Raw genomic sequence first — 12,672 nt, 5'->3', positions numbered from 1 at the left:
GGGGACTTTGCGGCACAGGGCTTTTGCTAGCTGCGATGGCTTTCGGTCTCGGGCGGTGGCATCGCTGCCCGCTAGGGGCTCATGGCTCAACCCGGCTCCGCCCCGCTCGAACAGGATTTCGATTGTCTCATCGGGATTTGACGAGTTGGGAGTTCGGCCAAGCTCGGTGCGGGGATTAGGTTTTGGTATCGAAAACGGAATCTATCGGGTTTCGACGGTCGGCCGGGACGGATTTCTCCGGTACCCGCCATTAACAATCTGCGGTACAGGGGATTTCAGTTTGTCGCGACTGCCAATTGCGCCGGATCGTGGGTGTGGCGATAGCTGGAGTGCGGCGTGTTTGGTCCGATCGGGCGTTGGAGAAGGGCTTGCGGGGCAACCGAATTTCCCCGACGCGCGCACGCTGTTGGGCGAATATCCATTGTGTTATTCGTGACGGGGATAGGATTTGATGCTGCCCAGCGCTCGATCATCGCTTGTCCTGTATGGGAGGTTGGCAGATGTCGTTTGTGATTGCTGTTCCGGACGCGGTGACGGCCGCGGTCTCGGATCTGGCGAACATCGGAAGGGTGCTCACAACGGCCAATGCCGCTGCGGCGCTGCCGACAACGACCGTCGTGGCAGCAGCGGGTGATGAAATATCGGCGGCCGTCGCGGCGCTGTTCGGGTCCTACGCCCAGGGCTACCAGAGCCTGAGCGCTCAGGCGGCCGCGTTTCACGAGCGCTTCCTCCAAACACTTTCGGGCGGCGCCGGCGCCTACGCGGCCGCTGAGGCCGCGAATGCCTCGCCGCTGGATCAACTGATGGGTGTGGTCAACGTCCCCGCACAGGCCCTATTGGGGCGCCCCTTGATCGGCAATGGCGCCAACGGTGCCGATGGCACCGGCGCTGCCGGAGGCGACGGCGGGATCCTGCTTGGCAATGGGGGCAATGGCGGCTCGGGTGCGGCGGGCCAGGTCGGCGGGACGGGCGGCGCGGCAGGACTATTCGGCAATGGCGGCACCGGGGGTACCGGTGGCGAGGGCGCCGCCGGCGGCCTGGGCGGACGGGGCGGGCTGCTGCTGGGCAACGGCGGGGCGGGCGGAGTGGGCGGGGTTGGCGCCACCGGGTTGGCCGGCGGTACCGGCGGGGCTGCCGGATTCTTGGGCAACGGCGGGACCGGGGGCGCGGGCGGGGCCTCGAACATGGGTGGTGACGGCGGCATGGGCGGCACCGGTGGCACCGGTGGCTTCTTCGGCAACGGCGGGTTCGGTGGCGATGGTGGCGACGGTGCCGTCGGCGGCGCGGGCGGTGCCGGCAGCTTCCTCGGCGGCGGCGGTGTCGGCGGTACCGGAGGGGTCGGGGCGGCCGGGGGCATGGGCGGCGCGGGCCCGCTGATCGGCAACGGCGGCAATGGCGGGATGGGCGGGGCCGGGGCGGCCGGTGGCGACGGCGGTGCCGGCGGAACGCTCCTGGGTGACGGCGGTAACGGCGGGCAAGGCGGAGCGGCCATGACCGGCATCGTCGGCGGTTTGCCCGGCCAGGGCGGCAACGGCGGAAACGCGAATTGGTTCGGCTCGGGTGGTGCCGGTGGCCAGGGCGGCACCGGTCTGGCGGGGACAGACGGGACTAATCCGACCCCGAGTGCCACAGCCGGTACCGGTGGCGCCGGTGCTGACCAAAGCAACAACGGCAACGTAACGGGAGGCAACGGGGATCCCGGTGACGCCGGCACGGGCGACGAAATCGGCGGCACCGGCGGTGCGGGTGGGCTCGGCGAGTCGACCGACGGTAACTCGGGCACCGGCGGTATGGGCGGGGGCGGCGGTACCGCTGGCCCCAACGGTGGCAACGGCGGCGAAGGCGGGATGGGCGGTGAGGGCAGAACCGACGGTAGTTCCGGCGGCACGGCGACCGGCGGCGACGGCGGTGCTGGTGCCGACGGTGGAACCGGCGGCGGCGACGGCGGTGCCGGCGGTGACGGCGGCTTCGGGAACAACACCATCAGCGGTGCTGCGATAGGTGGTAACGGCGGGATCGGTGGTGCCGGTAGCACGCTGCAGGGGGCAACTGGCGGTAATGGCGACACCGGCGGTGCCGGCGGCAACGGTGGGCGTGGCGGGATGTTCATCGGCAACGGCGGCGCCGGGGGCACCGGTGGCACCGGCGGCACCGGAGCGGCCGGCTATGCGGGCGGTATCGGTGGCGACGGTGGGGCAGCCTTCAGCGATGCCGCCGCGGCGACCGGAGGCGACGGCGCTGTCGGAGGCGTCGGAGGGCTCGGTGGCAACGGCGGGACCGGTGGTGCTGGAGGTGCCGACGGCACCGGCGGCGCGGCCGGGTTCATCGGGATCGGGGGCAACGGAGGCGTCGGCGGTATCGGCGGCGTCGGGGGAATCGGAGGCATCGGCGGGGCCGGTGGGGACGGCGGTATCGGCGGCGCGGCCACCACCACTTCGGGAACGACGACCGGTGGCATCGGTGCCAATGGCGTGCTCGGCGGCGACGGCGGCACCGGTGGCGACGGCGGCGCCGGCGGCACTACCGGCGGCAGCGGTGGCGCCGGCGGCGTGATCGGGTGGGCTGGTTCGACCGGCGCTACCGGCGCCGGCACTACCGGCGGGCAGGGCGGCCAGGGTGGTGCCGACGGCAGTGGTGGCAACGGCGGCACGGCCCAGACCGGTGGTACCGGCGGCGCCGGTGGTGACTTGGCACTGGGTGGTCAGGGCGGCGCCGGCGGTGCGGCCGGTGGTACGGGCGGCGACACCGGTCTCGACGGCCTTCTCGGGGTGCCCGGCAGCAACGGCCAGACCGGAGAGATTGTTCCGTGATGGTCGCTGGACATCCCGGCGTCTCATGACCTTTGCCCCTACTGTCGGTGGGTTCGGTGGTGGTGGCATCGAATGTGTCTGCAAGACAAAGGAGACGGCGATGACAGGAAACACCACCAACGCCAAGTCCTGCCACGTGGATGTGCTGATCGAAGAGCGCGACGAGCGCACCCGGGCAAAGGCGCGACTGGTCTGCGGCGACCAGACTCTGGTTGGTATCGGGTTGGCCAGGCTTGACCCGGCCGATGAGCCGGTGGCTCAGATCGGCGATGAACTCGCGATCGCCCGAGCGTTATCCGACTTGGCCAATCAGCTGTTTGCGGCGACGTCGGCCGACATCCAAGCCAGCACGCACGAGCCGGTTTCCGGCCTCCACCACTGATTTCCGGCCTCCACCACTGAATCGCCGGCTATCGCAGCGCGTGCGAGCGCTGACTAGTGATGGCGCAGGTGGCCGAGGAACCAATCACGCGCCAGTGTCGCCACTTGCTCGAGGGCGCCAGGTTCTTCGAAGAGGTGAGTGGCACCGGGAACCACCACAAGCTCACACGGCGCCGGGATCGCCGCTTGCGCTTGCCGGTTCAACTCCAGGACGGCCTCGTCACGACCACCGACGATCAGCAGCGTGGGAGCGTGCACTTCGCGCAGCGCATCGCCCGCGAGATCGGGCCGCCCGCCGCGGGACACCACCGCCTGCACCTTGACGCCGGGGTGCGCGGCCGCGACCAGAGCCGCGCCGCCGCCAGTGCTGGCCCCGAAGAATCCCACCGGCAGCGCCGTGGTGTCCGGTTGTGCCGCCAGCCACCCGGTGACGTCGACCAATCTCCGGGCGAGTAATCCGATGTCAAACACGTTGGCGCGGTTGTGTTCTTCCTCGGGCGTCAGCAAATCCAGCAGCAGAGTCGCCAGGCCGGCCTGGTTGAGTACCTCGGCCACGTAGCGGTTGCGCGGGCTGTGGCGGCTGCTGCCGCTGCCGTGGGCGAAGACGACGATTCCGGTGGGGCGGTCGGGAATGGTGAGGCGCCCGATCACCGAGACCGGGCCCGCCAATACCCGAACCTCATCGTCTCGCCGCGCAGGAACTGGCGGCTGATGGCCCGCACCGAATTCGCTACGGGCCCGATCCAGTAGCGTCACCACCTCCTGATCGGAGGTCTGGGTGAAGTTGTCGTATCCCTGTCCGACGGCAAAGTAGGGCGTGGGCGTTTCCAGGCACACCACCTCGTCGGCGTATTCAGTGAATCGTGGTGCGGTATCGGTAGCACCGATGGGAACGGCCAGGATGACCCGGCTGGCGCCCTGGGCGCGCGCAACCTGGCAAGCGGCCGCGGCGGTGGCTCCGGTCGCGACGCCATCATCGACGATCACCGCGATCCGGCCCCGCAGCGGGATCGGATGGCGATCGCCACGGTAGCGCTGCACCCGGCGCTGCAACTCGGCCCGCTGCGCGGTCTCGACCGCGGCCATCTCCTGTTCTCCGAGCCCGGCCTCGTGCACCACGGCACTGTTGATCACCTGCACGCCGCCCTCGCCGATGGCGCCGAAGGCCAGCTCGGAATGCAGCGGCACACCGAGCTTGCGCACCAGCAGCACATCAAGTGGCGCGTGCAAGGCTTTGGCTACCTCGAAGGCCGCCGGGACACCGCCTCGCGGCAGACCCAGCACCACAATGTCTTGACCACGTAGGAATTCCAGCCGGCGGCCCAATTTGCGGCCGGCGTCGATGCGATCGCTGAACTGCCTCATACCTCGGGTGTCCTTCAACCAACGCGAGCGTAACGCCAGGGCCGAATGTCACGCCAGAGTTCGCCACGGCGTTACGCCCGCGAGATCGCCCGTCAGGCCTTACGAACTCTGGCTGGCCAATCTGTCGCTTGCCGGATACCGCAGCAGCGCGCCCACCCTGTCGGCGGGCGCCATCTGACCATCGGCTCGAACCAGCGAGGCGTCGGCCGCGATCGCGGTGAATGGCAACGCTTCATCGGCACGGGCAATCCGCACCACGGGCTCGCCGAGCTCGGACAGCACGTCGGCGTTGGGGGCGATCGTGGTGAGCGCGGCCCCGGTTACCACCGTGGCGTCGCGCAGCTCACCGACGATCAGGGTGTCGACCTCGCCGTTGCGCAGGGCCGCGCAGACCGCTGACAGTCCCTCGGTTGCCAGCCCCGAACGCCGCCCCAGCTCCGCTTCGAACCGCTGTGTCACCTCGGCCATTTCGGTGTCTCGCCGGCGAGCAAACTCGGCAAGGGTGAGCTCGTTGATCTCGTCCTCACCGATGCTGCTGTTGCGTGCGCCGCCATGTAGTTGCCACACTCGCTGGGCCGCCCGGTGCGGCAGTGTCGCAACCAGGTCGGAGCGGGATCGGATCTCACCGGAGACGAACACCACCTCGGGGTCGGCCTCGTCCACCAGCTGGGTGAGGTGGTCGGCGACGGCACGGTAGTTCATCCGGGCGGCCTCCTCGGCGGTGTGCTGAAAGTCGCCATAGCCCTTCCAGCCGGCGGTGGCCGGTTTGTGGATGGGGTGGCCGCCGCCGTCGATGCTGGTGCAGCTGAACGTGTCACCGCGATACAACCGGACGTCGGCGCCGGCGTGATCCACCGCCGCGAACACGTAGGTCGGTCGCCGAATCTCGCGGTCGATCAGCGGCACCATGTACGGGTACTCGGACAGCCGCACCACGGTTACCGGCGGTGGGCTGATGAGCTGTTCGTTGACCAGCACCTTGTCGCTGGTCGCCACCACCGCCCGGCCCCGCCGCCCGACGGCCGGGCGGTGGTTGCACACCGCCTCTTCGAGCCGGCCGATGAGCTGATCGTCGGCCTTCAGACCGTCGAGGTGACGCCGGATGTCGCGCCATGTCGCTTCCAGCCGCTCGGCGGCATCGGCGGTGTTGTGTGAGTCATCGAAATACACCGAGGCGAATGGACCAGCCGCAGTTGTTAGCCAATGGAGGCGATCTGATTGCATGCCAAACTTCTCCGCTGTGTCGTTTATGTTGTTGTGATACTTGCTGTCTCGTCGCGCGAGCTCAGCCGCTCTTGGGTGCCTGGCCCGCTGGTTGCTGGTAGAGAGCCGAGATCTCGTCGGCGGACTTGTCCAGAACCACCTTGCGGCGCAGCTTCATGCTCGGTGTCAGGTCACCGGATTCGATGGACAGCTCGCGGTCGAGCACGGCGAATTTCTTGATCTGCTCCCACCGGTTGAACTCGGCGTTGAGCGTGTCGATGTAGCCCGCGATCAACTCGCGTGTCTTGGGGTCGCGGGTTAGCTCGGCGAAGGACTTGCCGGCCAATCCATGCCCCGCGGCCCACTCGGTGATCGCTTCACTGTCCAGACTGACCAGGGCCACGTAATAGGGCTTGGCTTCACCGACGACGATCAGCTCGCCCGCGTAGGGGCACAGGCCTTTGAACCTCACCTGGATCGCGGCAGGTGCGACGTACTTACCTTGTGAGGTCTTGAACATGTCCTTCTTGCGGTCGGTGATCCGCAGGTAGCCGTCGGCGTCGATCTCCCCGATGTCGCCGGTGTGAAACCACCCGTCGTGGTCGAGTGCCTCCTCGGTGGCCTCGGGCAAGTCGTGGTAGGACGTCATCAAGCCAGGGCCCCGCAGCAGGATCTCGCCATCCGTGGCGATCTTCGCCTCGGTAGCGGGAAACGGCCAGCCGACCGTGCCGAACCGATAGGCGTTGGGGCGGTTGATGAACGACGCCGCGGCGGTCTCGGTCAGCCCGTAGCCTTCGAGCACGGTGATACCGATCGCGTCGAACCACTGCGCGACGTTGCGGTCCAGGGCCGCGGCTGCGGAGACGAAGAAGCGGATCCGGCCGCCGAAGCGCTCGCGAATGGTGGAGAACACCAACCGGTCGGCCAGCTGGTAGGCCAGCCTGGACAGCAGTGCGGGCTGGCGGCCGGCTTGCCGGGAGGCCGAGACTTTCAAGCCCACACCGATCGACCAGTCGAACACCGCTTTCTTGAGCCCGCCCTGCTCGGCGACCATCTGCTCGATCCGGGCGTGAGCTTTTTCGAAGATGCGCGGCGCCGCCCCCATGACGGTGGGATGCAGCTCCGCCAGATTGTCGACGATCCGGTCGACCCGCCCGTCGATCGCGGTGGGGAACCCGATGAGCAGCGGCAGCGAAAGCATCACCTTGCCGAATGCGTGGGCCAGCGGCAGCCACAGAAAGTTCAGGTCGGCCGGGCCGAGCACGTTGAGGGCATCGATCGCCGAGGCGGTGTACGTCCAAGCCCCGTGGGTCAACCGCACACCCTTGGGCCGTCCGGTGGTTCCGGAGGTGTAGATGAGGCTGGCGAGCTGGTCGGGGCCGATCGCGGCGACCCGCTGGTCCACGGCGGCGGGGGAGTCGGCAAGCAGCTGCTTGCCCAGTTGTTCGAGTTCGGCGAGCGTGATCACCCAGCCGCCATCACCCTTGCCGTCGATCACCACCACCCTGGCCACCTCGGGCAGTTCGGCGCGGTGTTCGACCAGTTTGTCGACCTGCGTCTGGTCCTCGGCGACCACGACTCGACTTCCGGAGTTCGCCACGATGTAGGCGACGTCGGCGGCGATGGTCGTCGGATACACCGTGGTTGTCGCCGCTCCGGCGCACATCACGGCGAAATCGACGAGCACCCATTCGTATCGGGTCGACGATGCCAGCGCGACCCGATCCTGCGGGGCGATGCCCAACGAGATCAGGCCGGCCGCCAGGCGGCCTACCCGCTCGCCAACCTGCTCCCAGGTGACGCTCTCCCAGTCGTCACCGTGGGGATAGCGGAACGCTTCGGCGCTCGGGGAGGCGGCCACGCGGTCTAGGAACATCCGCGCCACCGATGGTGGTCGGTTGTCGATCTTTGCGATGTCGGGCCGCTCGTGGGCCAGCGTGGGATGCATCACGCAAACTACCTCTCACCAGTGCAAACATCGCCGACGAGCGGGATCTCTGGTGGGCCTGGCAAGCAGTGCATAACGCATCTCTTCTGTCGCTAGATGACACTTTCGATGTTTCTGCGGTTGCCTGGGCCGGGGTAGGGCCCAAAGTCATCCAGGCGATTGGCAATTGTCCTTTGGTGTCCGTTGGTGCCCGTGACCTGCTCGGGACGTAAGACCCTAACCGGCGTTTTGGGCGACCTGTTAGCTTTGGCGCCATGGCGAAACCGGCCGGCGATGACGCACAGGAAAGCCCAGGGGCCCGGCAAGTCAACCTGATTGGCCTCGGGGGCTTGGGAAGCGTGGTCACGCCCTTCGTGCACACCGGTCGTTACTTCGCCGAGTCGTGGCGCGAGTACCTCGATCAAGACTCCGACGGGCTCCCGATCGCCCGGCCCACCATCGCCCTGGCGGCCCAGGCGTTTCGGGACGAGATCGTGCTGATGGGGCTCAAGGCGCGTCGCCCGGTCAGCGATCCACACGTGTTCGAGCGAATCGATGACGAAGTGGCGCTGGCCCTGCAGTTCTACGGCGATCAGGGCTGGCTGCAGCGCCCGCGGACATTCTTCGCCGACCCCCCGCCCCCCTCTGAGGTCACGGTCCGCAAGGTCAAGGGGCGCAAACGCTCCTTCTACCGGATGTTCTTCGACAGCGGGTACACCCCGCTGCCGGGGGAGTCGGGTGGCCAACGGTGGCTGGGGTACACCGCGAACAATCGCGAGTACGCGCTGTTGCTGCGCCACCGGGAACCGCGCCCCTGGCTGGTCTGCGTACACGGCACCGAGATGGGCCGTGCCCCGCTCGATCTGGCGCTGTTCCGGTCCTGGAAGCTGCATCGCGAGTTGGGCCTGAACATCGTCATGCCGGTGCTGCCGATGCACGGTCCCCGGGCGCGTGACCTGCCCAAGGGCGCGGTATATCCGGGCGAAGATGTTCTCGACAACGTCCATGCCACCGCTCAGGCCGTATGGGACATCCGTCGGCTGATCTCCTGGATCCGGATGCAGGAGCCCGAATCGCTGATCGGAATCAACGGTCTGTCGCTCGGCGGCTACATCGCGTCCTTGGTGGCCAGCCTGGAAGACGACCTGACCTGCGCGATCCTCGGTGTGCCGGTCGCGGATCTGGTCGATTTGCTGGGCCGCCACTCGGGTTTTGGTCGCGATGACCCCCGCCGCGAGACGGTGGCGCTGGCCGAACCCATCGGCCACATGATCTCGCCGCTCGCCCTGACTCCGCTGGTGCCCAGGGCCGGGCGTTTCATCTATGCCGGCGTCGCCGACCAGCTGGTGCATCCGCGGCGGCAGGTAGCCCGGCTTTGGGAACACTGGGGTAAGCCCGACATCGTCTGGTATCCGGGCGGACATACCGGGTTCTTCCGATCTCGGCCGGTGCAGCAGTTCGTCGAGGATGCGCTGCAGCAGTCGGGCCTGCTCGACGATCCCTCGGAGCAGCGCGACCGCCCTGCCTAGTTGCGGAGGAACCGGATGCATCCGCTGGATCCGCTGGACGCATTGATGTTGACCGCGGAGTTGGTATCCAACCCCATGCATGTCGGTGCGCTGCTGATCCTGTCACCGCCACCCGGTTCCGGGGCCGACTACGTCGACCAGCTTCACCGCGAAACACTGGCTGGTGGTGAACCGATAGATCCGAGGTTGCGCCGATATCCACATCGTGGCGTGGACACCGGGGGTGTCTGGGTCTGGAGAGATGCGCAAGCCGTCGACATCGGGTACCACTGCCAGCGGCGCAGCGTCGATGCCGGCCGCGACGCGTTCTGGCGGCTGATCGCCGAGCTGGACGCGCAGCGGCTCGAACTGTCCCGCCCGATGTGGATGTCGTATCTGATCGATGGTCTCGAGGATGGCCGGTTCGCGTTCTACATCAAGGTGCATCACACCGTCGTCGATGGTGTGGCGGGTTTTCAAATGAGCGCCGAGGCGCTGAGCACCGATCCCGAATGCCGGTCGATGCCGCCCTTCTATGCCGACCGCCACCTGGACCACCCGCCGTCGTCTACCTCGACCGGGCTGCTGGCGCGCCTTTTTGCGCCGCTGCGTTCGCTGGCCGGTGCCGCGGCATCGGGCATCGGGCTGATCAATCACGTCGTCGCCGGGGAGGCATCCACGGTCTGGGACAGCTTGATCGGGCACACAACGGTGCTGCCGTTCACCGCACCCTACACGCGGTTCAACGGCCGCTTGGGTGCTCAGCGCGCCGTCGCGGCGGGCAGTTGGTCGCGGCACCGCATCGAGGCGATACAACGGGCGGCCGACGTCAGGGCCAACGACGTGGTCACCGCGGTGATCGCCGGCGCGCTGCGCCGCTGGTTGCTCGCCCATTCCGAACTGCCCGATCACTCCCTGGTCGCCATCTGCCCGATCACCGTGCGTGATCGCGAGCATCCTTCGGCACCCGACGAGCACGCCAACATGTTCGGTCTTTGGTTGTGCCCCTTGGGCACCGATCTACCAGATCCGCACCGGCGCCTGGATCTGATTCACCGGTCGATGTCGGAGGGCAAGCACTGGGTGAGGGCGCGGGGATCGGCGGCATCGTTGCTCACCACGGCGGCCAGCATCGCTGCCACCGTTGTCTTTCCGCTGCTGCCGTTCACCCCGAAAATCCGCACCGGATACAACCTTCCGATTTCCCACGTTGGGGGCCCACGCGCCGAAAGGTATTGGAACGGAGCACACGTCGACGAGATGTATCCGGTGTCGACCGTCTACGACGGTCAGGCGCTCAACGTCACCACGTGTTCCTACGCTGACCGGATCGGGTTCGGCTACGTCGCGGGCCGCGAGGTGATGCCCGATATCGACACCCTCATCCCGCTGACCGAGGAATGCCTGACCGAGCTGGAATCTTGTGTGCGCGTGCCACCCCGACTGTCGGGGCACATCGGCTAGCGCATGGGGGACCATTGGCCCTGGTCAATGAGCATGCCGTGCTCGCAGACTGGGGATATGGGCACGACGACGAAACGGATTGCTGAAGCCACAGCCTCGTTGGCGCTGCTTTACGCCGCGCGACGCTACTACCGCAACTGGGGCGCGACCAAGCAAGAGGCTCAGATGCTGTTGCCCGGTGACAGTTTGGTGGGGGATCCGGCGACTCAGACCACCGAGGCGTTGTGCATCGACGCGCCCGTGTCGGCCGTGTGGCCCTGGCTACTGCAGATGGGGCAGGACCGGGGTGGCTGGTACGGCGACGAGCGACTGAAAAACCTTGCCGGCCTTGGCTACGACGCCGATCGCATCCATCCGGAATGGCAACACCTTGCGGTAGGCGATGTGGTTCGACTGGCTCCGCCGGGGTGGCTGGGATTGCCGGACGGACTGACGTTGCGTGTCGCTGCGATCGAGCCCGAAAAGTACCTGGTGCTCAACGCGACCCAGCCGGACCAACGCTGGAACGCGGTCTGGTCATTTCACGTTCAGCCGCACTGGGAGGATCGTGTGCGTCTGCTGACGCGCGCCAGGATCGCCCTGCGCCACCCGGGGGAGATCTTTGCCCTGGAGCTGGCCAGGTCGCTGATCTCGCTGGGCACCCGGGGTCTGCTGCTGGGAATCAAGCACCGAGTTGAACGTCTGGCCCCGGCCCAGCCGCAGCCGGCCGGCGATCGGAAGGCCGAACGGCCCTAGCGCAGTCCGCCGGCTCGCCCTACGTTCGGGAGTAGGTGGATCGCGTTGGTGAGCGTTGCAGGGCAATCCGCCAGGTTGGAGGTAGCGCGGTGAGCGACGAGATCCCATTGGGACGAATCGCCGGCTTTGCGGTGAAGGTTCACTGGAGCGTTCTGGTCATTCTTTGGCTATTCACCTGGAGTCTGGCCACAACATTGCCGGAAACGGCCAAAGGCTATGGCGCGGTGGTCTATTGGATAGCCGGCGGGTGCGGGGCACTGGTGCTGCTGGCCTCGTTGTTGGCCCACGAGCTCGCGCACGCCATCGCGGCGCGGCGGGCCGGGGTACCCGTGGGAAACGTCACGCTCTGGCTGTTCGGGGGAGTGACCACCCTGGGCGGGGAAGCCAAAACTCCAAAGGCGGCTTTTCGGATCGCATTCGCGGGCCCAGCCACCAGCCTGGCCCTGTCCGCGATGTTCACCGCGGTGGCCGTCGCCCTGGCGATGGTGCGAACGCCGGATCTGGTGGTCAGCGTCGTCTGGTGGCTGGCCGCGGTCAATTTGATGCTGGGCCTGTTCAATCTGCTGCCGGGGGCGCCGCTGGACGGAGGTCGGCTGGTGCGGGCCTACCTGTGGCGACGCCACGGCGATATCGTGCGCGCCGGAATCGGTGCGGCGCGGGCCGGACGGGTGGTCGCGCTGATCTTGATCATCTTGGGGTTGGCGGAGTTTGTGGCCGGCGGCCTGGTCGGCGGTGTGTGGTTGGCCTTCATCGGCTGGTTCATCTTCGCCGCCGCCTGCGAGGAGGAAACCCGGATCTCGACTCAGCAGCTTTTTACCGGCCTGCGGGTCGCGGACGCGATGACCGCGCATCCACATACCGCTCACGGCTGGATCGACGTCGACGAGTTCATTGCGCGCTATGTGCTTGGCGACCGGCACTCGGCCTACCCGGTCACCGAGCGGGATGGATCGATCACGGGTCTGGTCACCCTGCGGCAGCTGCGCGAGCTGGCGCCCGAGCGGCGAGGCGGCACAACGGTCCGCGAAATCGCCCTACCCCTGCATGACGTGCCCACCGCAACGCCGCAGGAGCCGCTGACGACGCTGCTCGAGCGGATGGCTCCGGCGGGCCGGGGTAGCCGCGCGCTGGTCCTCGACGGCGGTGCGGTGGTCGGCATCGTCGCCGCCAGCGACATCGCACGGCTGATCAACGTCTACCGGCTTGCCGGGCCGGGGGCCACGGCGGACTCCGCTGATCAGCACGAAAAGTATTCCAACGCGGGTTGATTGGCCATCTG

At 67.6% G+C, this 12,672-nt stretch carries 9 protein-coding genes; 6 read left to right on the top strand and 3 right to left on the bottom strand.

Annotated features, from left to right (window positions below):
• Nucleotides 1-500 precede the first annotated feature (500 nt).
• Together SHTP_RS16035 and SHTP_RS16030 are read left to right on the top strand one after the other, a co-directional pair.
• Nucleotides 501-2,810: a PE family protein gene (locus tag SHTP_RS16035; RefSeq protein WP_096372515.1), complete on the top strand. Its 2,310-nt coding sequence runs from the start codon at nucleotides 501-503 to the stop codon at nucleotides 2,808-2,810.
• 100 nt (nucleotides 2,811-2,910) lie between these two features.
• Entirely contained in the window at nucleotides 2,911-3,192 is a 282-nt protein-coding gene (locus tag SHTP_RS16030) for a DUF1876 domain-containing protein (RefSeq protein WP_096372514.1), read from the top strand.
• A gap of 53 nt (nucleotides 3,193-3,245) precedes the next feature.
• Here SHTP_RS16030 and SHTP_RS16025 read toward each other — a convergent pair whose 3' ends face one another.
• The 3 genes from SHTP_RS16025 to SHTP_RS16015 form a co-directional block, all read right to left on the bottom strand.
• Nucleotides 3,246-4,556 (bottom strand): phosphoribosyltransferase, encoded by a 1,311-nt coding sequence (locus SHTP_RS16025; protein ID WP_096371127.1) that lies wholly within the window; start codon nucleotides 4,554-4,556, stop codon nucleotides 3,246-3,248.
• Between the two features lie 99 nt (nucleotides 4,557-4,655).
• The gene (locus tag SHTP_RS16020) at nucleotides 4,656-5,780 is read right to left on the bottom strand and encodes an Rv2629 family ribosome hibernation factor (RefSeq protein ID WP_096371126.1); all 1,125 of its coding nucleotides are present in this window, start codon (nucleotides 5,778-5,780) and stop codon (nucleotides 4,656-4,658) included.
• A gap of 61 nt (nucleotides 5,781-5,841) precedes the next feature.
• Nucleotides 5,842-7,707 carry an AMP-dependent synthetase/ligase gene (locus tag SHTP_RS16015; RefSeq protein WP_096371125.1) on the bottom strand — a complete coding sequence of 622 codons (1,866 nt, stop codon included), beginning with the start codon at nucleotides 7,705-7,707 and terminating at the stop codon, nucleotides 5,842-5,844.
• A 254-nt stretch (nucleotides 7,708-7,961) separates the two neighbouring features.
• Between SHTP_RS16015 and SHTP_RS16005 the strand changes: the two genes are divergently transcribed.
• The 4 genes from SHTP_RS16005 (at nucleotide 7,962) to SHTP_RS15990 (ending at nucleotide 12,661) form a co-directional block, all read left to right on the top strand.
• On the top strand, nucleotides 7,962-9,215 hold the full coding sequence (locus SHTP_RS16005) for an alpha/beta hydrolase family protein (RefSeq protein ID WP_231991491.1): 1,254 nt from the start codon (nucleotides 7,962-7,964) through the stop codon (nucleotides 9,213-9,215).
• A gap of 15 nt (nucleotides 9,216-9,230) precedes the next feature.
• Complete coding sequence (locus tag SHTP_RS16000) at nucleotides 9,231-10,658, top strand: wax ester/triacylglycerol synthase family O-acyltransferase (protein WP_096371123.1); 1,428 nt, start codon at nucleotides 9,231-9,233, stop codon at nucleotides 10,656-10,658.
• 57 nt (nucleotides 10,659-10,715) lie between these two features.
• On the top strand, nucleotides 10,716-11,393 hold the full coding sequence (locus tag SHTP_RS15995; protein ID WP_096371122.1) for a hypothetical protein: 678 nt from the start codon (nucleotides 10,716-10,718) through the stop codon (nucleotides 11,391-11,393).
• An 89-nt stretch (nucleotides 11,394-11,482) separates the two neighbouring features.
• Nucleotides 11,483-12,661, top strand: coding sequence for a site-2 protease family protein (locus tag SHTP_RS15990; RefSeq protein WP_096371121.1), 1,179 nt, complete (start codon nucleotides 11,483-11,485; stop codon nucleotides 12,659-12,661).
• Nucleotides 12,662-12,672: the final 11 nt, after the last annotated feature.

It is taken from the genome of Mycobacterium ulcerans subsp. shinshuense, assembly GCF_002355775.1.
In the GTDB taxonomy this organism is placed as follows: Bacteria; Actinomycetota; Actinomycetes; order Mycobacteriales; family Mycobacteriaceae; genus Mycobacterium; species Mycobacterium marinum.
The sequence above is the reverse complement of the archived record's forward strand: the minus strand, read 5'-3'. Positions and strand labels throughout refer to the sequence as shown.

What these genes read in the sequence shown, in the direction of transcription:
- SHTP_RS16035 (WP_096372515.1), top strand. Translation starts at nt 501, where the DNA reads ATGTCGTTTGTGATTGCTGTTCCGGACGCGGTGACGGCCGCGGTCTCG.
- SHTP_RS16030 (WP_096372514.1), top strand. Translation starts at nt 2,911, where the DNA reads ATGACAGGAAACACCACCAACGCCAAGTCCTGCCACGTGGATGTGCTG.
- SHTP_RS16025 (WP_096371127.1), bottom strand. Translation starts at nt 4,556, where the DNA reads ATGAGGCAGTTCAGCGATCGCATCGACGCCGGCCGCAAATTGGGCCGC.
- SHTP_RS16020 (WP_096371126.1), bottom strand. Translation starts at nt 5,780, where the DNA reads ATGCAATCAGATCGCCTCCATTGGCTAACAACTGCGGCTGGTCCATTC.
- SHTP_RS16015 (WP_096371125.1), bottom strand. Translation starts at nt 7,707, where the DNA reads ATGCATCCCACGCTGGCCCACGAGCGGCCCGACATCGCAAAGATCGAC.
- SHTP_RS16005 (WP_231991491.1), top strand. Translation starts at nt 7,962, where the DNA reads ATGGCGAAACCGGCCGGCGATGACGCACAGGAAAGCCCAGGGGCCCGG.
- SHTP_RS16000 (WP_096371123.1), top strand. Translation starts at nt 9,231, where the DNA reads ATGCATCCGCTGGATCCGCTGGACGCATTGATGTTGACCGCGGAGTTG.
- SHTP_RS15995 (WP_096371122.1), top strand. Translation starts at nt 10,716, where the DNA reads ATGGGCACGACGACGAAACGGATTGCTGAAGCCACAGCCTCGTTGGCG.